We start from the raw sequence: 21,800 nt of genomic DNA on the forward strand, positions 1-21,800 counted from the left end.
GGCACGCTGTTGAGTTCTCAAGGAACGGACGCTTCCTTCGTACTCACCCTCTCGGGCTTTCCTCCGGGCGCTTCCCTTCGGTATTTCGTGTTTCCAGCTTAGCAGATCCGATTTCCGTTTCTGTCACCCGCTGGAGCGGGCTTGCCGGTTCGCTATCCGCTTTCGCGTTTCCCTTTTCGGCGATTCCGACTCTATCAGAAGCATTTCAGCCGATCTAATCGGCTTCCTTGACTTCGGAGGTCTGAATCAGAATGGCTCATCGATCGGAAATTCAATTTTCCGATGAGAGCGAGAGAGATGCTAGCCAGTGCTCACGAACTTGTCCAGTCCGAGGCAACCGTTTGAATCTACCTCCCCACGCCAGCCGTGTCAACGGTTTTTGTGGGCGAAGAGGACAGTAGCAGGTCAGAGGGGGCGTACGCACATCACGCGGCCGTTGGCAGCTCGGCGCTGCGGTCGGCCGCCGCCACGTCGCCTGCCTCGCCGGCGCGCGCGGCTCGGCCGCCCAGGACGTACACGTACACGAGAAAGGCCAGCTCGGCGGTGACGCCGATGACGATTCGGGCCCAGGTGGGGAGGCTTGAGGGGGTGACGAAGCCTTCGAGCACGCCGGACACGAACAGGACCAGGGCCAGGCCGATGGCCATGCCCACGGCGGCGCGGCCCCGCTCTGCGAGGGCTGACCGGCGGGTCCGCGGGCCGGGGTCGATGACGGTCCAGCCGAGTCGCATACCCGTACCGGCCGCTACGAAGACCGCGGTCAGTTCCAGGAGACCGTGCGGGAGGACCAGACCGAGGAAGGTGTCGAGGCGGCCGGCGGAGGACATGAGGCCGATGCCGACGCCCAGATTCAGCATGTTGAGAAAGAGGATCCACAGGACCGGGATGCCGAGGAATGCCCCCAGGACCAGGCACATGGCGGTCGCCTGGGCATTGTTCGTCCAGACCTGGGCCGCGAAGGACGCGGCCGGATGGCTGGAGTAATACGTCTCGTATTCGCCGCCCGGCCGCGTCATCTGGCGCAGGTCGTCGGGGGCGGCGATCGCGGACTGCACTTCGGGGTGGGTGCCGATCCACCAGCCGATGACCGCGGCGACGGCTATGGAGATCAGGGCCGCCGGGATCCACCAGCGGCGGGAGAGGTAGACGGCTGCGGGAAAGCCCGCCATCAGGAAGCGGGCGGCGTCGCGCCAGCTCGCGCGGCGGGTGCCCGTAACGGTGGCGCGTGCGCGGGCCACCAGTTGCGTCAGCCGGGCCGTGAGGAGAGGGTCCGGGGCCGTGGACTGTATCTGCGAGAGGTGCGTGGACGTGCGCTGGTAGAGCGTAACCAACTCATCGGCTTCGGCGCCTGTGAGGCGGCGGCCACGGTGCAGGAGGTGTTCGAGGCGGTCCCACTCCGCGTGGTGGGCGGTCACGAAGACGTCGAGGTCCATGTTCTGCTGCTGCTCCAGGCACTGGGTGCGTACGGTCCGTACTACTGCGGCGCGCTGCGGGCCAGCTTGGCAGACTGAAGGGTCTGAGGGGTTTGGAAGGCTGTCGTCTTCGAAGGGTGGGGTGTCGGTGAGCGCGCTGGTCACGGGGGATGCAGTCGTACTGGGGCTGCGGACTGCGCGGTTGCCGAGTCGGGCGCTGGCGCTGGTGATCGATCTGGCCGTTGCGTGGGCGGCGTACATATTGGTCTCGCTGGCGATGTTGTTCGCCACCGCCTCGTTGGACCCTGCGGCCCAAGCTGCGATAGCCGTGGCCCTGTTCGTGCTCGTGCTGGTGGGGGCACCCATTGCGGTCGAGACGCTGACGCACGGCCGGTCGCTCGGGAAGCTGGCGTGCGGGCTGCGGGTGGTGCGGGATGACGGCGGCCCGATCCGGTTCCGGCATGCGCTGGTGCGCGGGGCCATGGGGGTCATCGAGATTCTGCTGACGCTGGGCGTGGTGGCCTGCATCGCGTCGCTGGTCTCGGAGCGCGGGCGGCGGATCGGTGATGTGTTCGCGGGGACGCTCGTCGTACGTGAGCGGGTGTCGTCGGGGTGGACCGCGGCTGTCCCGCCGCCACCGCCGTGGCTGGTGGGACGGTTCGCGGGGCTTGATCTGTCGCGGGTGCCGGACGGGCTCTGGCTGGCGGTGCGCCAGTACCTGATACGGATGGGGCAGCTCGAGCCACAGGTGAGCTGGACGATGGCGGTCCGGCTGGCCGAGGACCTGGTGGCCCGTACGGGGGCTCCGGCTCCGGAAGGCGTACCGCCGGCCGCTTATCTGGCCGGCGTGGTGAGCGAGCGCCAGGCCCGGGATGCGCGGCGGGCGTTTGGAGGGGCGGGGGCCGGGGTTCCGGCGGGGGTGCCGACCTGGGCTTCCGAGCCGGGGCCTGGGCCGGTTTCAGGGACGGTTTCTGGGCCGGATGGGGTCTCAGGTTCGGATGGGGGTTCCGGCTCGGTCCCGGATCCGGGTTACGGCCCGGCTTACGGCCCGGGTTCGGGCTCTGCCGCGGTTTCCGGTTCGGCTGCGGGGGCGAGCTCCGCTTCAGGGCGGTCGGTGTCCGCCGATGCCGTTGCGCCGACGGATGTTGGGGAGCGGGCGGCCCAAGAGCCGGGCGGCGCGGCGCCGCCGGGGCGTTCTACGGGATTCGCGCCGCCGAGTTAGCGGTGGACATGGGCTTGGGCTTGCCCAGGGGTTGGGCACTCGGTTCCAGGGGACACGCCCGGGGCTAGGGCGTGGGGAAGGTCGAGGGCGGGGATTCGAGGGCTTCCAGTTCGATGCCGGGGGCTGCGAGGACCACGTCGCCGGCGATGTGGACCGTGTGCTGCTCGCCCGTGTCCAGGGCGCTGACCTGGTATTCGTCCACGGTCAGAGGGCCGTTGTCAGTGGCGTGCGCTTCACTTTTCATCAGGGCCCAGGACTGGTCGATCGTTCGGGGGGCGAGGACCGGGTCCGTGAAGGCGACGAGGCGGACGCGCGTCGTCGGGGACTGCGGGGTGAGGCGGAGCAGACGGGAGGTGGCGACGAGGAATGCCGGGGAACTGCCGGCGAAGGAATGGGCGCGGACATTGCCTTCGGTGGCGTGGGTTCCGGAGGGGTCGGTACGGACCCAGGTGACGCCGTCGAGCGCGGCACCCCGTACCTGCCAGTCGGCGGCATGCAGTTCGAGGCGGATCGGGCGGCCGAGTTCGTCGAGTGCGAGGTCTACGGAGCCTGCGTGGTCTCCGGAGGGGGTGGTGAGCTGGGAGACGTAGCGCCAGCCGGAAGGGCCGGGGGCGCAGTGGAAGTGTTCTTCGCCGAGAGGGGTGTGGTCGTGGGGATCGTGAAGCGAATATCGGCCGCGGGGCATGGGATCTCGGGGTTCTCGGGAGTCGAGCGCTGACTCGGTGGAGGCGGTACGGGGCAGGCCCCCGACACGGGGGTGCGGGGGCCTGCCTGAGTACCGACGAGGCTTGAGTACCGACGGGGCCTGACCACCGGTGGGGCTTGAGCACCGATGGGCTGGCTGCCGGTGAGCCTATGTGCCGGTGGGTCTGAGCGCCGGAGTGCAGACGCCCAGGTGATCTAAGGCCGCCGGGACTCCCCGGGGCGCAGGCGTACTCAGGTGGCCTGGAGCCTGCACTCCCTGGGGGTCGCAGGCGCCAGGGCCCAAGCGTGCCTGCACGTCCTCGGGGTGCAGGTACCAGGAGCTACCCAGGTGCCCGCACCCCCGGGACCGCGGGCGGCAATGTGCCTCCTTGGCGCCCGCGTCCCTCGGGCGGCAGGCGCCGAGCTGCTCTCGGGACCCGTACCCCTCGGGCTCAGTAGCGGTAGTGGTCCGGCTTGTACGGGCCCGCGACCTCTACGCCGATGTACGCGGCCTGCTCCGGGCGGAGCTCGGTGAGCTTGACGCCGAGCGCGTCCAGGTGGAGGCGGGCGACCTTCTCGTCCAGGTGCTTGGGGAGCACGTAGACGTCGGTCGGGTACTCGGAGGGCTTGGTGAACAGCTCGATCTGGGCCAGCGTCTGGTCCGCGAACGAGTTGGACATCACGAACGACGGGTGGCCGGTCGCGTTGCCCAGGTTCAGGAGGCGGCCCTCGGAGAGGACGATCAGGACCTTGCCGTCGGGGAAGGTCCAGGTGTGCACCTGGGGCTTGACCTCGTCCTTGACGACGCCCGGGATCTTGGCCAGGCCGGCCATGTCGATCTCGTTGTCGAAGTGGCCGATGTTCCCGACGATCGCCTGGTGCTTCATCTTGGCCATGTCGGCGGCCATGATGATGTCCTTGTTGCCCGTCGTGGTGACGAAGATGTCGGCCTTGTCGACGACCTCGTCCAGGGTCGTGACCTGGTAGCCGTCCATCGCCGCCTGCAGCGCGCAGATCGGGTCGACCTCGGTGACGATGACGCGGGCGCCCTGCCCGCGCAGGGACTCCGCGCAGCCCTTGCCCACGTCGCCGTAGCCGCACACGACCGCGGTCTTGCCGCCGATGAGGACGTCGGTGGCACGGTTGATGCCGTCGATCAGGGAGTGGCGGCAGCCGTACTTGTTGTCGAACTTCGACTTCGTCACGGCGTCGTTCACGTTGATCGCCGGGAAGAGGAGGGTGCCGTCGCGGTGCATTTCGTACAGGCGGTGGACACCGGTGGTGGTCTCCTCCGTCACGCCGCGGATCTCCGAGGAGAGCTGGGTCCACTTCTGGGGGTTCTCGCCCAGGGTGCGGTTCAGGAGGGTGAGGATGTGGGCGTACTCCTCGGAGTCCGCCGTCGAGGGGTCCGGGGCCGCGCCGGCCTTCTCGAACTCGACGCCCTTGTGCACCAGGAGGGTGGCGTCGCCGCCGTCGTCCAGGATCATGTTCGGGCCGCCGGTGGGGGTGTTCGGCCAGGTCAGGGCCTGCTCCGTGCACCACCAGTACTCCTCGAGGGTCTCGCCCTTCCAGGCGAAGACCGGGATGCCGGCGGGGGCGTCCGGGGTGCCGTTCGGGCCGACCGCGATGGCGGCGGCCGCGTGGTCCTGGGTGGAGAAGATGTTGCAGGAGGCCCAGCGGACCTCGGCGCCGAGGGCGACCAGGGTCTCGATCAGCACGGCGGTCTGCACGGTCATGTGCAGGGAGCCGGTGACGCGGGCGCCGGCCAGCGGCTGCGTGGCGGCGTACTCCTTGCGGATCGACATCAGGCCGGGCATCTCGTGCTCGGCGAGGGTGATCTCCTTGCGCCCGAAGGCGGCGAGGGAGAGGTCGGCGACCTTGAAGTCCTGGCCGGCGCCGGTGGCGACAGTCGTCATGGCGGGCTGCTCCTCGTGGATTGGTGGCGAGGGTGGATACGGCTGGTCTGCGGGCGCGGCGATGGGCATGGGAATGCCCGAGCGCGCTCGCAGCGCAGTCCGTCGGAGGCCCTCTCTCCCTCGGCCGGGCCCACGCGGGACTACCGACCGACCGCCATCAGCAGCGACGTCTGGCTCTGGTCACGAATCTACACCGATCGGCCGAGCGGGCCCCAGCCCGCCGGGGCTCTGGAACCGGCCGAAAACAGGGACCACAGTCCGGGCGGACCGGGCCTAACGGAACTTTTGATCCGGCCCTCGACCGATGGAGGATGCTTGGGCTGGTCCGACTCGGGAAACGAGCGGACCGTAGGACGATCTGCGCGATGAGGCGCGAAGCGTTAGGAGGCCCCCCACGTGACCAGTCCGGCCAGCAACGGGCAGCGGAAGTCGAAGCTGCTCGCGGTGACCGCGTGTCCGACCGGCATCGCCCACACCTATATGGCCGCCGAGAAGCTGGCTCAGGCAGCGGCGGCGCTCGGCATCGACATGAAGGTGGAGACGCAGGGCTCCATCGGGGCCGAGAACGTACTGACTGACAACGATGTCAGAGAAGCGGACGGGATCATCATCGCGGCCGACAAGGACGTGGCGCTCGATCGGTTCGCGGGCAAGCGGGTGCTGAGCGTGCCGGTGGCCGACGGCATTCACCGCCCCGAGGAGCTCATCGAGCAGGTGCGGAGCGCGTCCGTGTACGAGGGCGAGGGTGGCGGCGGTGCCCCGGCGGGCGGCGGCGGTGCCGGTGGTGGCGGCAAGGAGCGCAGCGCGGCGTACAAGGCGCTGATGAACGGCGTGTCGCACATGATCCCGTTCGTGGTGGTCGGCGGTCTGCTGCTCGCCGTGTCGATCGCGCTGGGCGGTCACAGCACCCCGAAGGGCATCGAGTTCGACAAGGGCACGTTCTGGTTCTATGTCAATGCCCTCGGCCTTCTCGGCTTCAAGCTGATGTTGCCGATCTTCTCCGGCTTCATCGCCTTCGCCCTGGGTGACCGGCCCGCACTCGTACCCGGCATGATCGGCGGATTCCTCGCCTACGACGGCGTGACCATCTACGGCGCGGACGCGAACGCCGGTTTCCTCGGGGCGATCGCCACGGGGTTCCTGGCCGGGTATCTGGTGCTGTGGATCCGGAAGGTGAGGGTTCCGAAGTTCGTCCAGCCGATCATGCCGATCATCGTGATCCCGATCGTGTCGACGCTGGCGCTCGGGATGTTCTACATCTACGTGATCGGCCAGCCCATCTCCTGGGTGTTCACGCACCTGACCAACTGGCTGAACGGCATGACGGGGTCCAGTGCGATCGTGCTGGGCGCGCTCATCGGGCTGATGATCGCGTTCGACATGGGCGGTCCGGTCAACAAGACGGCGTTCCTTGTCGCCGTCGGTCTGATCGGTACGAACAACACCGTCATGGGCATGGCCGCCGCGGCCATCCCGGTCATGCCGCTCGGCCAGGGTCTGGCCACGCTGCTGCGCCGCAAGCTGTATAGCGACCAGGAGCGGGAGACCGGTATCGCGGCGCTGTTCATGGGCTTCTTCGGAATCTCCGAAGGCGCGATTCCGTTTGCCGCGGCCCGGCCCGCTCAGGTCATTCCCGCGAACATGCTCGGGGGTGCGGTGGCCGGTGCGGTTGCCGGTGTGGCCGGGGTGGAGGACTCGGTTCCGCACGGTGGGCCGATCGTCTCGCTGTTCGGCGCGGTCGGCGGGGCGGTGATGTTCTTCCTGGCCATCGCCATTGGTACCGCTGCCACCGCGCTGACCACCAACGCGCTGATCGACATCAAGGAGCGGAAGGGGCGGCGGGAGGCTGCCGGAGCCACTGGGCTGGTTCTCGAACCGGCTTTGGCCAGTGTGGCTGCGGGTGGGGGCGCGGGCGCCGGTGACAGTGGTGTTGTCGGTGGCGGTGGGGCTGTCGGTGACAGTGGGGCTGTTGCCCTGTCCGTACAGGCGACGAGCGGTCCCGGGGCCGCGGTTGCCGCGCCCGAGGTGCTCTCCGGGTATCTCACCGCGCGGACGGTCAAGGTTCAGCTCGCCTCGCGGGAGAAGGAAGCGGCGATCCGGGAGATGGCCGGGATGCTGGCCGCGACCGGGAACGTACGGGATGTCGACGAACTCGTACGGGTTGCACTCGCGCGGGAGGCGCAGGGGACGACCGGGCTCGGCGAGGAGATTGCCATTCCTCATGCCAAGACTGATGCGGTGTCCGCGCCGGTCGTGGGCTTCGCGCGGTCTGCGGAGGGGATCGAGTGGGGGTCGCTGGACGGGACGAAGGCCAAGCTGGTGTTCATGATTTCCGTGCCGGAGGCTGCGGCCGGGGATGAGCACTTGCGGATTCTGGCGCTGCTGTCGCGGAAGTTGATGGATACGGGGTTCAGGGAGCGGCTCTCGTCGGCGGCCGATGAGGTGGCTGTTCTGGAGGTGCTGGGGGAGATTCAGTAGCCGGTGCCGGGGGGTGGGGTGGGTTTTTCTCCCCGCCCCGCCCCTTCCCGAGACCCTCCGGGGGTGGGTTCGGCGGGCTTGGGCCGGGGGGTGTGCTGAGGGCTCCGCCCCCGGACCCTCGCTCCTCAATCTCCCCCAAGGCCTAAAGGAATCTCCCTCAAGGCCTATAGGCCAGGGGACCCCCATGAAGGGCTGGATTCTGCCCCGCTGGACTAGCCTCGTCCCCCCGGCGTCGCCCGCGGGTCCGGGCCCGCTGCTGCCTCTGCCGCGCTGAAGATGTCCGGCTCCAGGTAGATCACCCTCGCGATCGGGACCGCCTCCCGGATGCGGGACTCGGCGGCGTCGATCGCTGTGGCCACTTCTTCTGCCGTGTCGTCGTGCTGGACGGCGATCTTGGCGGCCACCAGGAGCTCCTCCGGGCCCAGGTGGAGCGTGCGCATGTGGATCACGGAGGTCACCGTGTCGCCGTCCACGATCGCCGCCTTGATCTTCTCCACCTCGTCCACGCCCGCGGACTCCCCGAGCAGCAGCGACTTGGTCTCCGCCGCCAGGATGAGGGCGATGAGGATCAGCAGGATGCCGATGCACAGCGTGCCGATGCCGTCCCAGATGCCGTCGCCCGTGACCACCGCGATGCCCACGCCCGCGAGGGCCAGGACCAGGCCGATCAGGGCGCCGAAGTCTTCGAGGAGGACGACGGGGAGTTCGGGGGCCTTGGCCCGGCGGATGAACTCCTTCCAGGAGAGCTGGCCCCTGGTGACGTTCGACTCCTTGATCGCGGTACGGAAGGAGAAGCCCTCGGCGATGATCGCGAAGACCAGTACGCCGACCGGCCAGTACCAGGCTTCGATCGCGTGCGGGTGCTTGATCTTCTCGTAGCCCTCGTAGACCGCGAACATGCCGCCGACCGAGAACAGCACGATGGAGACCAGGAACGCGTAGATGTAGCGCTCGCGGCCGTAGCCGAAGGGGTGTTGGGGCGTCGCCTCGCGCTGGGCCTTCTTGCCGCCGAGCAGCAGCAGGCCCTGGTTGCCGGAGTCGGCGAGCGAGTGGACGCTCTCCGCCAGCATCGACGACGAGCCGCTGAACAGGAACGCCACGAACTTCGCTACCGCGATGGCTAGGTTGGCGCTCAGCGCAGCCACGATCGCCCTGGTTCCGCCTGACGCGCTCATGGAGTTGCCGTGTTCCCTTCGTCGGTTGCCCTGGGCCGGTGACCCTCCGGCGCCGGATCCCCGGCGGCGGCACATTGTTACATCAGGCAACCACCGTGGCGCGGAAGACCGTTCCCCTGCCGGACAGTTCGGCCGTCTCCTCGGCCGGTACGAAGACGGCTTCGCCGGGCGCCAGTGTCAATCCCCCGATCGAGGGGCTGCCCGCCGTGCAGAGGACGATCTGCGGGGTGGCAGCGGTCAGTTCGGTGGGGGCCGCACCTTCGGCCCGTACGTAACGGGACAGGCGGAACTCGTCGATCGGGGTCTCGTACAGCTCCTCCCCCGCCGCCGACGCCTCGGGGCGCAGTACGCCGGGGTCGGTCGGCTCGAAGCGTACGACCCGGAGCAGTTCGGGGACGTCGACGTGTTTGGGCGTCAGGCCGCAGCGAAGGACGTTGTCGGAATTGGCCATGATCTCCACGCCCATGCCGCTCACGTAGGCGTGCGGAACACCGGCGCCGAGGAACAGGGCCTCGCCGGGCTGGAGTTGGACGTGATTGAGGAGCATCGCCGCGATGACGCCCGGGTCGCCGGGATAGTGGTGTGCGAGAGAGGCGTACGCGGCGTACTGCGCGCCCCCCAGGCGTTCGCAGGCGGCGGCCGTCTCGGTCACCGTCGCCGCCATCTCGTGGCGGTCGGCGGTCAGTACGGCGGTGAGGACCTCGCGCAGGGCCGCGTCGACGGGGTGGGCGTGCAGCAGGTCGACGTACGGCTTGAGCGAGTCGACTCCCAGCGCGGCGAGGGTTCGCGAGGCCTCGTCCGGGGTGCGGAAGCCACACAGGCCCTCGAACGGCGTGAGCGCGCAGATCAGTTCGGGCTTGTGGTTGGCGTCCTTGTAGTTGCGGTGCGGGGCGTCGACGGGGACCCCGGCCCGCTCCTCGGCCTCGTACCCCTGCTTCGCCTGGGCGAGGTCGGGGTGGACCTGGAGGGAAAGGGGGGCGCCGGCCGCGAGGACTTTGAGAAGGAAGGGGAGACGGGGGCCGAACCGGGCCACGGCGGCGCGGCCCAGCTCTCCCGCCGGGTCGGCCGCGATCAGCTCTGACAACGATGTCGGACCTGTGCCGCGGTCGAGCCGGGAGGGGGCTCCCGGATGGGCGCCCATCCACATCTCGGCCTGGGGCTCGCCGGTGGGGGCGGTGCCGAGGAGTTCGGGGATGAGCGTGGTGGAGCCCCAGGCGTAGGGACGGATGGTGTTGGTGAGACGGTCCATGAGTCCTGTGTTCTCTTTCGGCTTCCCAAGTGCAGGAAGTGGTGTGAGGAAGGTGCCAGGCAGAAGGGGCGAGGCCGCGCGGCCCGACCACGTCAGGTCAGGTCGAGGCGATCGTCAAGTACACCGTCGCGAAGTCGGTGATGGCGAGGAGCTCGGCGAGGCATTCGAGCTCGGTGCCCTCCTCGGGTTCGACTTCGCTCATCGGGGTGTCGTGGCTCAGCGCGAGTTCGCGGGCGGCGGGGGCGGCGGAGAGTCCTCCGGCGGGCCGGTCGCGCAGCAGGACGACCCGGGCGTGCAATCGCTCCGGCTCTTCGACGCGGTCGCGGAAGAAGTCGTCGGGGTCGGCGCCGGCCGCGAGGGAGCCCGCGAGCAGCACACCGTGGGCTGGCAGCGCCTCGGGGAGTTCGGCGGCGAGCGCCGGGTGGCCCGACAACTCGGCGAGCACGGCGGCGAACCGGCGTCCGGTGGGGGCCGCGCCCACGCCCTCCGTCCAGATCAGCGGCAGCGACTCGGACAGCTCGGCGGCCAGCGTCTTCGCGGGATTGCTGTACGTGGCGATGGCCGGCCCGCAGCGTTCGGCGGTGCGGTCAAGGCGGGTGGCGACCTTCTCGATGGTCTCCGGGGGCGCGCTGAGCAGGCCGACCCGGTCGAGGAGCGCGAGCAGCGGGGTGAACAGGGACCACAGGGCGCTGGGGCTCGCGGCCGACGGCTCGGCCTCGTCGGGTTCGAAGGGGGCCGACGCCATCGGCACGACAAGCCCGTGCACCCCGTCCACGGCCTCAGCGAGCGGGGAGCGCTGCGGGGCGACCGCCACGACGTTGCAGCCCCGGCGGTACGCCTGCTCGGCGAGCAGGGCGAGGCCGGGTTCGGTGCCGTCGGTGGTGGTGATGAGCAGCAGGTCGACGGAGCCCGCCCAGCCCGGCAGGCTCCAGCGCAGGGCGCCCGCGGCGGGCGCGACCCCGCTGGATTCCAGGCGGGTGACCGGCGCCGAGGCGCCCGCGAGCGCGGTGATCAGGTCGGCCACTCCGGCCGCGGCGGTGCCGGGGCCCGCGATCAGTACGGACCGGGGCCGGCCCTCCGGCTTCAGCTCCGCGATACCGGCCTCGGCGGCGTGCCGGGCCGCGGTGCGGACGCGGGCGCCCGCCTCCGCCGCGCCGCGCAGCAGTCCACGGCGGTCGGCCCTGGCGAGGGCGTCCGGTACGTCGAGCAGCGACTCGTCGAGCATGGGGGTCGGCCTCCGGCTCTACTTGGCGGGTTACCGGGCGTGCGCGCGGCGGGTTCCGGTGCCCTGTTACGCGGGGCGGCGGGCCTCGTCCACCAGGAGGACCGGAATGCCGTCACGCACGGGGTAAGCCAGCCGGCAGTCCTTGCCGGTGCAGATCAGCTCGGGCTCGTCCGCCGAGGTCGCGTCGCTGAGCGGGGCGTGGCAGGCCGGGCAGGCGAGGATCTCGAGGAGGCCGGCTTCGAGCGGCATGGGATTCCCTTCGGCGTTCTTCGTTCTGGTGCGCGTGCGGGAGCGCACGGGTTGGGCCAGGTCAGCCTACCGCCGGGGTGGGCGGGGTGCGTGCCTAGTGAAGGGAGCGGAATCACGACGGCGCCGGGAGCGGGGCGACCCCGCCGGGGATGGCAGCCCTCCGGCGGGGTCGCAGGCGGGCGTGGCCCGGGGGTGGCCGCTCGGCCGGGTCGCGGATGGCGTGACCCGGGGTGGGGCCGCCCGGGCAGGGCGGCCGAGGGTGGCGTGGCCAGGGGGCAGGGGGTGGTCCGGAGCCGTGCCGCCCGGGCTCGGGGCCGACCCGAGCCCGGCCCGAGGCCCTGACCCTGGGGTCTCGTCAGCCTCGTACGATCGCCAGGACCTCGTCGCGGACCTTCGCCATCGTCGGTTCGTCCCTCGCCTCGACGTTCAGCCGCAGCAGGGGCTCGGTGTTGGAGGCGCGGAGGTTGAACCACCAGTCGTCGGCGGTGACGGTCAGGCCGTCGAGCTCGTCCAGGGCGAGGCCGTCGCGGCCCTCGTAGGCGGCGCGGACCGCGGCCGCGCGGGCGGCCTGGTCGCCGACCGTGGAGTTGATCTCGCCCGAGCCCGTGTAGCGGTCGTACTGGGCGACCAGGGCGGACAGGGTGCCCTGCTGCCCGCCGAGCGCGGCAAGCACGTGGAGCGCGGCCAGCATGCCGGTGTCCGCGTTCCAGAAGTCGGCGAAGTAGTAGTGCGCGGAGTGCTCGCCGCCGAAGATCGCCCCGGTGGCCGCCATCTCCTGCTTGATGAAGGAGTGGCCCACCCGGGTGCGGACGGGGGTGCCGCCGTTCTCGCGGACCACCTCGGGGACGGACCAGGAGGTGATCAGGTTGTGGATCACGGTGCCGCCGGGGTGCCGGGCGAGCTCGCGGGCCGCGACCAGGGCGGTGATCGCGGAGGGCGAGACCGGCTCGCCCCGTTCGTCCACGACGAAGCAGCGGTCGGCGTCGCCGTCGAAGGCGAGCCCGAGGTCGGCGCCCTCGGCGAGCACGCGGGCCTGGAGGTCCACGATGTTCGCCGGGTCGAGCGGGTTGGCCTCGTGGTTGGGGAAGGTGCCGTCCAGCTCGAAGTACATCGGGACCAGGTCGAGCGGCAGGCCGTCGAACACGGTGGGCACGGTGTGGCCGCCCATGCCGTTGCCCGCGTCGACCACGACCTTCAGGGGGCGGATGGCGGAGAGGTCGACGAGGGACTTCAGATGGGCCGCGTAGTCGGTCAACGTCTCGCGCCCGCTGATCGTGCCCGCGGTCGCCGCCGGGGCCGGGGCGCCCTGCTCGGACCACTGCTCGGCCAGTTCGCGGATCTCGGCGAGGCCGGTGTCCTGGCCGACCGGGGCCGCACCCGCCCGGCACATCTTGATGCCGTTGTACTGGGCCGGGTTGTGCGAGGCGGTGAACATCGCGCCCGGCAGGTCCAGGGCGCCGGAGGCGTAGTACAGCTGGTCCGTGGAGCACAGGCCGATCAGCGTGACGTCCGCGCCCAGGGCGGCCGCGCCGCGCGCGAAGGCCGCCGAGAGCCCGGGCGACGAGGGCCGCATGTCGTGGCCGACGACGATGGCGTCTGCCCGCGTCACGGTGACGAAGGCGGCGCCGAACAGTTCGGCAAGGGACTCGTCCCACTGATCCGGCACCACTCCGCGGACGTCGTACGCCTTCACGATCTGCGACAGATCAGCAGCCACGGCCCAACCTTCCCTGATGTCGTCGCCGGCGCCCTCCGCGGGACGCCGACCGGAGTCCCAAACTACCCGCAGCCACCTGTGCGGCAGCCACAGCTTCGGTGGACCCGGAGGCGACTGTGCCAACTCGGCCGGAACACCTGGAGGTTGAGAGGCGGCGGAGCCAGGGGTCAGGATTCGGGCGAGCGCAGCACGCGCAGATGACCGCGGCGCGCGACCTCCATCGGGTCGGCCGCACGCGCTCCGCCCGCCTCGGCGGCGCGTTCCTGGGGCCTGGCCGCTTCCCGTACGGCGTTGGCGAGCGCTTCCAGGTCGTCGCCGCTGGGGCGGGCCGGGGCGGAGCCGTCGGTCAGCCGGACGACCTCCCAGCCGCGGGGCGCGGTCAGGCGCTCGCTGTGCTCGGCGCACAGGTCGTAACAGTGGGGTTCGGCGTAGGTGGCGAGCGGACCGAGAACTGCGGTCGAGTCCGCGTAGACGTACGTCAGTGTCGCGACGGCAGGGCGGCCGCACGCGGTGCGCGAACAGCGACGTACAGGGCTCACGACGTTGGACGGTACCGCACTCTTGACCGGGCCGCGACGACTCTCCACCAGGTCACTCCACCGTGTCGCGGTGTGAGCCCGGGCACAGCGGCCTCCTGGGCAACTGCGCTGACCTGCAGGGAAACAGAGGGCCACGGGCAGTGACCGGCCTTCTGCCGACCGCTACTTGGGAAGATTACGGTCAAACGACGCGAAATCTACGGTCCGGGGCGGGCCGGTAATCGCTCTCATGCGTGTCCGAAATGGTCATCCGGCGACATGCGGTCTCCGGGGCCGTCGCCGCGATCGCCACCGGGTCCGGAGGGCTACGCTGCGTCAGTGATGGACAGTTCCAGCTCAGCCGAAGGTACTGGCTCCCGTTCGGGGCCCCGCCGCCGCGACCGGCACGGCCGCGGCATGCGCGGGCCGGTGGCACCGCCCCAGGTGCCGCTCTCGGCCAGCAGGGCGGAGACCTTCCGCGATCTCGTGCTCGACTCCGTGGAGCGCCTGGAGCGGCGCTGGCCGCAGCTGGCCGAGGTCGAGTTCCTGGTCACCGACGTGCCGTTCAAGGACTTCCCCGGCACGGGGGACGACGGCGGGGATTCCGCGGCCTGGAGCGACGAGGCGGTGCCGCTCGGCCGCGCGGTCCCGGCCGGCAAGGAGCACCCCGCCCGGATCCTCATCTACCGCAGGCCGGTCGAGATCCGCACCAAGAACCGGGACGAGCGCGCCCTGCTCGTCCACGAGGTCGTGGTCGAGCAGGTCGCCGAACTCCTCGGCCTGGCACCGGAGTCGGTCGACCCTCGGTACGGGCAGGACTGACGCCCGGACACCCCCTGAGCTCCTGGCCGCTACTTCTCCAGGACCGAGAGGTCCTGGGCGGCCGCCGGCACGGCAACCGCGCCCTTGTCGTCGGACAGGGTCTGCACCGTGAACATCGGGACGCCGTCCTGTGTGATCGCCAGCGTGCGCGACGCGTAGACCGGGCCGCCGCCGGGGTCCGGCTCCACGGTCAGCGCGTACGAGCCCTTGAGGCCGGTGGGGGCGGGCGGATCGACGGCGAGGGTCGTACCGGCCTTCACGGTGTACGTCTTGGACTGCGGCTCGCCGCCCTCGGTGCCCGCGGAGGAGGTGACCTTCACCGTGGCGTCCTTGGTGCCGGTCGCTGTCAGCGCGAGGGTGGCCGCCTTGTCGCGGTTGTCGGTGACCGTCGCGCGGGTGCCGACCGGCACGGCCGCCGGGATGAAGCCGATCTCCTGCTTGTCGCCGGTGCCGCGGACCACGCGCAGCGCCGCGACAACCGGAGTGCCACCGCCCGAAACCGGGCTGAGCAGCAGGGAACTCGCGTCACCCCTCGTGACGTTCTTCAAATCAAACGACGCCGTCATCCCCGACTTCACGTGGACGGTGTCGAGCCCCGCCGGGGTGTAGCTGCCTCCCTTGCCCGCCAGCTTCACCTTGAGGTCCGCGTCGTCCGCGCCCTTGGCGTGGACGACGAGCCGTACGTCGGTGGCGTCGCCCGGGATGCCCGGAAGCACCTGGGAGGGCGCCGCGTCCGCCGAGGCGGGCAGCCAGTCCGCGCCCGCCTTCGCGTCGGTGGCCTGGACCACCGCGCCGACCCGCCCCGCCCGGGTGGTGACGTGCACCGTCAGATCATCGGCCACCGTGCCGGTCAGAGTGGAGAGGAGAACAGGCACGCTCGATTTCGCGGGGACCGTGAGCCCCTGACCGATATCGGCCTTGATGGCGCCGTCCTTGCCGAAGAGCTCGATGTCGGCGACGGCCGCGGTGTCGTCCGGGTTCGTCAGATGGACGTAGTCCTGGCGGTCCTTGGCCGTGGACGCGCCGGGGAACCAGAACTCGGCGTCCGGCGCGGTGCAGTTGGTCCCGAGCAGGGCACGTCCGGTGCCGCCGGTGATCTGGGTGGTCTGCTGGGCGGCCCAGCCCGGTGCGAGCGCGCCGTCGGCGGAGCCGGTGAGGGCGGGTGCGTCGGCGCCGGACACGGTGGCGGCGGCCGGCTTGCCCGGCTCCTTGAGGGTGATGACCGGCTTGTCGGAGGCGGGCTTGTCGGCCGCCTTCTTGTCCTTGCCGTCCTTGCCCTTGCCGGTCGAGGAGGACGGGCTGGGCGTACCGGCGTCGGCGGGTGGCCCCGCCGCCGGGGTCAGCGTCGCCGTGCCTGGCTTCCCCCCGGAGTCGCCCTTCGGCGTGAACGCCGTGTACGTCGTCTGCGCGAGGTCGGAGTTGCTGGGCGCCGGGCAGAGCAGGCTGGAGCGTTCGACGGGCTGCCGGGCCGGGGACTTGGCGTCGGCCCGGGCCGGGGGGCCCGGCGCGGTGAGCGAGGCGAAGCCGGTCAGCGCGGCGAGCGCGACGGCCCCCGCGGCGAGGGAGAGGGTGGTGCGCTTCACTGCTGGCTCCCGTCGGGGCGGTGCGGCTGCTGCTCGGGCGGGTACGGGTAGCCGTACGGGTCGTACTGGCCGTCCGGCGGCAGCGGTTGGGCCCCCGGCTGCTGGTAGGGGTCGCCGGGGTAGTGCCCCTGGCCGTGCCCGGCCGCGTACTGGCTCTCAGCGGCCTGGCCCGCATGCCCCTCGGTGAACTGGCCGTCGGGGTGCGGCACTTCGGGGTAATGGGGGTCCGGGTACTGGTTGTCGGGGTACGCGGCCCGGCCGGCCTGCTCCTGGGCGAACTGGCCCTCGGCATGCGGCACTTCGGGGTACTGAGCGCCGGGGTACTGGTTGTCGGGGTACGCGGCCTGGCCGTACTGGCCCTCGGGGTACTGGTCCTCGGGGTACTGCGCGGGCTGGTAGCCCGGGTACTGCTGCTGGTACGGGTCGTACTGCTGCGGGTCGTGCTGAGGTTGGTCGGCGGCGGCCGGGGAGTCGGCGTACTGCGGCGTGCCCCAGTCCTCGTACGCCGGCTGCTGCGGCACCTCGGCGAGGCGGGTGCTCTGCTCGTCGGCGGGGGTCTCCGCCTCCGCCTGGGCGCGCAGCCTGCGGGCCCGGCGGCCCTCGCCCGCGACCGGCTGCGCGGGGACGGCCGCCGGGGCCGCCTCCTCCGGTTCGGGCAGATCGTCGTCGAATTCGCGGCGGCGGCCCGGCAGGGCGAGCACGAGCAGGACGACCGCGAGGGCGGACTGGGCCCAGATCCACGCGGTGCGGGTGAACGGTGTGTCGTAGGTGAGGTCGAGCTTCCCGGCGTCGGCGGGCAGTTCGAAGCCCTGGGCCCAGCCGTCGACGGTGGTCTTCTTGAGCGCCTTGCCGTCGAGGGTGGCGGTCCAGCCGGGGGCGGCCTTGTCGGCGATCCGCAGCACGCGGCCCGCCTCGCCCGCCGGGATCTTGGTGTGGATGTCGACGGGGTCGGCGGCGACCGGCAGCGTCTCGCCGCCCTTCGCCGGGACGATCACGGCGCGGGCGACCTGGCGGTCCACCCGCCACAGCGCGCTGCCGTCGAGCTGGCTGAGCCGGCTGAGCCCGGGCGTCGAGTCCAGGGTGCGCGCGAATTCGCGCGGCGCCCCGTCGCGGACCAGCACATAGCGCACGGCGAAGCCGCTGAGCTGGCTCGACTGGTCGGCGCCGGAACCGGCGACGAGGTTCGAGACGACCTTGCCGAGCCCGGCGTCGGCGCCGCCGGACGCGGCGAGTTCGGCATCGCCGAGCTGCCCGCCCGAGCCCCGTACCAGCGTGTACGCGACCTTGGCGGGCGAGGTGCCGCCGAGGACCAGGGTGCGGGCCTGGTCGCGGGTGCCGCTCTCCTCGGCGACGAACGCCGGTACCTGCGCGGGGTCGCGGCGTCCCAGCGGGCCGTCGGCGCCGCCGATCATCCAGTGGGCGGCGGAGTACAGCGGGCCGACGGCGGCCGCGAGCGCGATCAGCGCGGCGACCGGCTGGCGCCAGCCGAAGCCGTGCCCGGCGACCCGGGTCCGGCCGTGCTCGGCGCCGAGCACTGCGGCGGCGAGCAGTGCGAGCCCGTACACCAGGGTCGCCGGTCCCGCCCAGGCGCTGCGGTTCGACAGGATCGCGAAGAGGAATCCGGTGAGCGCGACCGCCCAGGCGGTGCGGATCGCGAAGGCGCGCTCGGTGCGGAGCAGGGCCGCGAGCGCCGCCGCTACGAAGCCGATGAGCAGCAGCCCGCCGACCGTCTTCGGCCCGCCGGGGCTGGCGCCGAGCAGGTCGAGCGCGCCGGCCGAGCCGTCCCCGTAGCCGAGGCCCGCCTCCTTCAGGAAGCCGGACGGGCTGGTGAGCAGGGAGAGCGACCAGGGCGCGAGCATGAGGAGCGGGGTGCCGACGGCGGCCAGGAAGCGCGTCCCGTACGCCGTGATGTCGCCGCGGCGCAGCGCGAGTACGCCGACGCCGAGCAGTACCGCGATCGGCCAGACGACCGGCGTGAACGCCATGGCGATGGTCAGGAGCAGCGCGTACGTCCAGGTGGCGCGCCAGCTGCCGCGGGCTCCGTCGCCGCGGAACCCGGCGGCGGACACTCCGGCGCGGGCGATCAGCGGCAGCAGGATGGCGAGGACCGCGGTGCCGAGCCGGCCGGCGGCGAGCGCGCCGGTGGCGGCGGGCAGGAAGGCGTAGGCGATGGCCGCCCAGGCCCGCAGCTGGCGGGAGTGGACGAGCGGGCGCGAGGCGAAATAGGCGGTGAGTCCGGCCAGCGGGACCGAGCAGACAAGCAGGAGGGTCAGGGCCAAGCCGGTCGAGCCGAAGCAGAGCGCGGCGAGCGCCGCGATGATCGCGAGGTAGGGCGGTGCGGTCTGGGTGCCGCCGGTGCCGATGGGGTGCCAGGCGTCCGCGTACCGGCTCCACAGGTCGCCGACGGCCCCCGGAGTGGGCAGCAGGGCGCCGCCCATGAGCGTGCCGCCGCCGAGCAGATTGCGGCAGGCGACCAGGGAGACGACCAGGAGCAGCGCGAACAGGACCGGCGCCGGCTTGCGGGCGATCTTCTTGAGGCGGGCGAACTGCTCGATCTCCAGGAAGTCGGCGTCGTCGCCGCCGGGTCCGGACTCCACGACGCCGTGCCGGGAGCCGCCGGAGTCCTCGCTGCCGGCGCCGAGGCTGCTCGCGACGGATTCGACGGTGGCGCGGATGGTGGCGCCGGGCGGCGGGAACAGCGGCCGCAGTTCGCTCGCCTCGATGCCGCTCCTGCCGCGGCTGCGCCGTCCGGCGAGGATCCGCCCGGGGCGCAGCAGGGTGCCGAAGAGGCCCATGACCTCGTCCATGGCCTGGCCGGGGACCTTGCCCAGCAGATAGGCGACGGTCCGCACGAGCGTGCCGATCACGATGCGCAGCAGGACGTACGGGAGCAGCGCGGGCCGCGAGTTGACGAGCATGGTGTAGACGGCGCCGGCCTTGTCGACCCGGTGCGGGTCGACGGCGGAGCGGCCCGCGCAGTCGACGGTGCGGCGTTCGCGGGCGGCCGCCTCCGCGTGGCGGACCACGGCGTCGGGCGCGACCAGGACGGAGTGGCCGGCGCAGTGGGCGCGCCAGCACAGGTCGACGTCGTCGCGCATCAGGGGCAGTCTGCGGTCGAAGCCGCCGAGTTGGTCCCACACGTCGCGGCGGATCAGCATGCCGGCGGACGAGACGGACAGCACGGGGCGGACCTGGTCGTGCTGGCCCTGGTCCTGTTCGCGCCGGTCGAGTCCGGTCCAGCGGCGCCCGCTGTGGGCGATGGAGACGCCGACTTCCAGCAACTGCTTGCGGTCGTACCAGCCGCGCAGCTTGGGTCCGACGATCGCGGCGTGCGGGTTGGCGTCGGCGACGCGGAGGAGTTCGCCGAGCGCGTCGGGCGCGGGCGCGCAGTCGTCGTGGAGCAGCCAGAGCCACTGCACGGGCTCGCCGTGCGGGAGTTCGGGCAGGTCGTAGCTGTCGTCGCGCCAGCTGCGCGAGACCGGGTCCCAGCCGCTGGGGCGCTTCAGATAGGCGAGTTCCTCGGGGCCGAGCACCGGTGCGGTGCGGGCGGCCTCCTCGACGGCGGCGCCGAAGCCGGTGCGGCGGGCGAGGTGCAGCACGCGTTCGGCGCCGAGCGCTTCGGTGACCAGGCGGGCGGAGTCGTCGGCGCTGCCGGTGTCGGCGGCGTACGCGTTCTGTACGGGGCGTTCCTGGCCGAGGAGTCCGGCCAGGACGTCGGGGAGCCAGCGTGCGCCGTCGTGCGAGACGACCACGGCGGTGACGACATGCCGGGGGAATTCGGGAGTCGCGGCCGCCTCGTACGGGGCCGTCGACTGGCTGTGCACGGACATCGAGGTACGGGCCCCTCCGCCCCGGAAGGCTGCTGTGCTGACTGCGATCGGCGCGGCCGGCGGTGCGAGACGGGCTCTGACGTGACCGGAGTGCCGTGGACAGCGCCCCACACTAACGGCTGCCGCACAAACGGTCCGCCGCCTGCGGACGGGGCGCAGGGGACGGACCGTTGGTTGTGTACGGAGTTGGGCGGTTTGGGCGCCCGGGGGAGGTCGCCGGGGGTCAGACGGCGGCCTTCTTCAGACGGCGGCGCTCGCGCTCGGACAGGCCGCCCCAGATACCGAACCGCTCGTCGTTGGCGAGGGCGTACTCAAGGCATTCGGAGCGCACTTCGCAGGCGAGGCAGACCTTCTTGGCCTCTCTGGTGGAGCCGCCCTTCTCGGGGAAGAAGGATTCGGGGTCGGTCTGGGCGCAGAGTGCCCGTTCCTGCCAGCCGAGCTCCTCTTCGGCCTCGTCGACCAGCAGTTCCTGAAACAGCTCGGTCATATGCGCCCCTCGTCTGTCTTTACTGCCCCGTGATGTTGCCGTTACCGAATCCGGCTGAACGACACGAGTGAAATTACAAGTGTGCGGATCCGGGCGAGTCAAGCCGAGATCTGCTATTGGGTCCCGTATTCACTCTGGGGAACCAAGGCTATGCGGAAAGTGTTCAAATCGGCAAAAAGGTGACACCCGCCACTGGCCCACGCCAACGCCTCCCCGCAGCCGCCCACTCACCCCCGCCCGACTGCGACTACAGGGGAGGACGAGGCGAGTGTTGATCTTGTTGCGTCCGGGGCCGGGAAAGCGGCCCGGATCACATTCAGATCACGAGAAGGCAATGGGGTTTGGTTGCACAGTTGCTGCGCCACATCTCCCGCCCCACGAGTGCACAAACCTTTCTCCGAGCCCAGTAACCGGATGAGGTGAAACATTGCCGCCAAATCGGGCATTGGGTTGACAACGCCCCGGCGACCCGGTCTCCTGGAACGCATGTCAGTGACCGCAGCGCACCGAGCGACCCACCTCCGTGGGTTCCGCAGCGCTGTCCAGGCGCGCTGCTGCTGTTCCAGCTGTTGATCCCGCACCTCTTGCTTCACGTGCGATCCAGCTTCTCCCTCCGCCTCCCCTGAGACGCCACGCGTCCGCTCCGGGCGGCCGCCGTCTCCACGAGACACCTCATCTGCGACACCCCAGCACTTATGCCGAGGAACCCCCGCACCATGAACAGCAGCCACAGCGACCTCCAGATCGCCGGCGACATCCTTGAGGTCCAGCACCTCCTCCAGCCCGCCCGCCCGCACCCCGTGACGGTCGCCGAGTTCGCCGGACTCGCCCGCTCCATCGCCGACGACCGCTCCCAGTGGGCCCACCTCGTCCAGTACGACGCCACTTCGCGCTGGTACCACCGGCTGCGCACCGGGCCCGGCTACGAGGTCTGGCTGCTGTCCTGGGTGCCCGGCCAGGGCAGCGGCGCCCACGACCACGGCCACTCCTCGGGCGTACTGACCGTCCTGGACGGCGAGTTGACCGAGCGCACCGAGCGCGGCGTACGGAACCTGGCCGCCGGATCCCAGCGGGTCTTCGCGCCGGGCTACGTCCACGAGGTCGTCAACGACTCCCTCGAACCCGCCGTCAGCCTGCACGTCTACTACCCGGGCCTGACCAACATGCCCATGCACAGCAGCCAGTGCTCCCCGGCGACCCAGGATGTCGTACCCGCCTGACAGACTGCTCTGC

General features: G+C 71.2%; 17 protein-coding genes. 5 read left to right on the top strand and 12 right to left on the bottom strand.

Annotated elements, in window-relative coordinates:
- Positions 1–218, top strand: a 218-nt coding sequence (locus tag ACIBK6_RS34825; protein WP_399056237.1) for a hypothetical protein, incomplete at its 5' end; no start/stop codon positions are given.
- Between the two features lie 207 nt (positions 219–425).
- Here ACIBK6_RS34825 and ACIBK6_RS34830 read toward each other — a convergent pair.
- Positions 426–1,433: a stage II sporulation protein M gene (locus tag ACIBK6_RS34830; RefSeq protein ID WP_399056239.1), complete on the bottom strand. Its 1,008-nt coding sequence runs from the start codon at positions 1,431–1,433 to the stop codon at positions 426–428.
- A 127-nt stretch (positions 1,434–1,560) separates the two neighbouring features.
- Here ACIBK6_RS34830 and ACIBK6_RS34835 point away from each other — a divergent pair, with 127 nt between their 5' ends.
- Positions 1,561–2,634, top strand: coding sequence for an RDD family protein (locus tag ACIBK6_RS34835; protein WP_399056241.1), 1,074 nt, complete (start codon positions 1,561–1,563; stop codon positions 2,632–2,634).
- Between the two features lie 64 nt (positions 2,635–2,698).
- Here the strand turns inward: ACIBK6_RS34835 and ACIBK6_RS34840 are convergent, their stop codons facing one another.
- A complete protein-coding gene (locus ACIBK6_RS34840; RefSeq protein ID WP_399056243.1) occupies positions 2,699–3,319 on the bottom strand; it encodes a hypothetical protein in 621 nt (206 codons plus the stop codon).
- Between the two features lie 451 nt (positions 3,320–3,770).
- Positions 3,771–5,234: an adenosylhomocysteinase gene (ahcY, locus tag ACIBK6_RS34845; RefSeq protein WP_399056245.1), complete on the bottom strand. Its 1,464-nt coding sequence runs from the start codon at positions 5,232–5,234 to the stop codon at positions 3,771–3,773.
- A 480-nt stretch (positions 5,235–5,714) separates the two neighbouring features.
- On the opposite strand from ahcY, the gene ACIBK6_RS34850 reads away from it, so the two are divergent.
- Positions 5,715–7,712, top strand: coding sequence for a fructose-specific PTS transporter subunit EIIC (locus tag ACIBK6_RS34850; protein ID WP_399056247.1), 1,998 nt, complete (start codon positions 5,715–5,717; stop codon positions 7,710–7,712).
- A gap of 212 nt (positions 7,713–7,924) precedes the next feature.
- On the opposite strand, the gene ACIBK6_RS34855 is transcribed toward ACIBK6_RS34850, so the two are convergent.
- From ACIBK6_RS34855 to ACIBK6_RS34880, 6 genes are all read right to left on the bottom strand, one after another.
- Positions 7,925–8,887 (bottom strand): cation diffusion facilitator family transporter, encoded by a 963-nt coding sequence (locus ACIBK6_RS34855; RefSeq protein WP_399056249.1) that lies wholly within the window; start codon positions 8,885–8,887, stop codon positions 7,925–7,927.
- An 82-nt stretch (positions 8,888–8,969) separates the two neighbouring features.
- A complete protein-coding gene (gene manA, locus ACIBK6_RS34860; protein WP_399056251.1) occupies positions 8,970–10,136 on the bottom strand; it encodes a mannose-6-phosphate isomerase, class I in 1,167 nt (388 codons plus the stop codon).
- A 97-nt stretch (positions 10,137–10,233) separates the two neighbouring features.
- On the bottom strand, positions 10,234–11,361 hold the full coding sequence (locus tag ACIBK6_RS34865; RefSeq protein WP_399056253.1) for an SIS domain-containing protein: 1,128 nt from the start codon (positions 11,359–11,361) through the stop codon (positions 10,234–10,236).
- A gap of 66 nt (positions 11,362–11,427) precedes the next feature.
- The gene (locus ACIBK6_RS34870; protein WP_399056255.1) at positions 11,428–11,610 is read right to left on the bottom strand and encodes a Trm112 family protein; all 183 of its coding nucleotides are present in this window, start codon (positions 11,608–11,610) and stop codon (positions 11,428–11,430) included.
- Between the two features lie 355 nt (positions 11,611–11,965).
- Entirely contained in the window at positions 11,966–13,327 is a 1,362-nt protein-coding gene (locus ACIBK6_RS34875; protein ID WP_399056257.1) for a phosphomannomutase/phosphoglucomutase, read from the bottom strand.
- A 167-nt stretch (positions 13,328–13,494) separates the two neighbouring features.
- On the bottom strand, positions 13,495–13,914 hold the full coding sequence (locus ACIBK6_RS34880; protein ID WP_399056260.1) for a DUF3499 domain-containing protein: 420 nt from the start codon (positions 13,912–13,914) through the stop codon (positions 13,495–13,497).
- Between the two features lie 210 nt (positions 13,915–14,124).
- Here ACIBK6_RS34880 and ACIBK6_RS34885 point away from each other — a divergent pair, with 210 nt between their 5' ends.
- Entirely contained in the window at positions 14,125–14,667 is a 543-nt protein-coding gene (locus tag ACIBK6_RS34885; protein ID WP_399056262.1) for a metallopeptidase family protein, read from the top strand.
- A 29-nt stretch (positions 14,668–14,696) separates the two neighbouring features.
- Here the strand turns inward: ACIBK6_RS34885 and ACIBK6_RS34890 are convergent, their stop codons facing one another.
- The 3 genes from ACIBK6_RS34890 to ACIBK6_RS34900 all read right to left on the bottom strand — a co-directional run bounded on the left by ACIBK6_RS34890 (position 14,697) and on the right by ACIBK6_RS34900 (position 20,567).
- On the bottom strand, positions 14,697–16,250 hold the full coding sequence (locus tag ACIBK6_RS34890) for a DUF5719 family protein (RefSeq protein ID WP_399056264.1): 1,554 nt from the start codon (positions 16,248–16,250) through the stop codon (positions 14,697–14,699).
- The gene (locus ACIBK6_RS34895) at positions 16,247–20,080 is read right to left on the bottom strand and encodes a glycosyltransferase (protein WP_399056266.1); all 3,834 of its coding nucleotides are present in this window, start codon (positions 20,078–20,080) and stop codon (positions 16,247–16,249) included. The genes ACIBK6_RS34890 and ACIBK6_RS34895 overlap by 4 nt, the downstream gene beginning before the upstream one ends.
- A gap of 223 nt (positions 20,081–20,303) precedes the next feature.
- Positions 20,304–20,567, bottom strand: a complete 264-nt coding sequence (locus ACIBK6_RS34900) for a WhiB family transcriptional regulator (RefSeq protein ID WP_053723761.1) — start codon at positions 20,565–20,567, stop codon at positions 20,304–20,306.
- Positions 20,568–21,283: 716 nt separating this feature from the next.
- Between ACIBK6_RS34900 and ACIBK6_RS34905 the strand changes: the two genes are divergently transcribed.
- Positions 21,284–21,787 (top strand): cysteine dioxygenase, encoded by a 504-nt coding sequence (locus tag ACIBK6_RS34905; RefSeq protein WP_399056268.1) that lies wholly within the window; start codon positions 21,284–21,286, stop codon positions 21,785–21,787.
- The last annotated feature ends 13 nt before the right edge of the window (positions 21,788–21,800 follow it).

Origin of the sequence: Streptomyces sp. NPDC050485, assembly GCF_044458185.1 — a bacterium.
Taxonomy (GTDB): Bacteria; Actinomycetota; Actinomycetes; order Streptomycetales; family Streptomycetaceae; genus Streptomyces.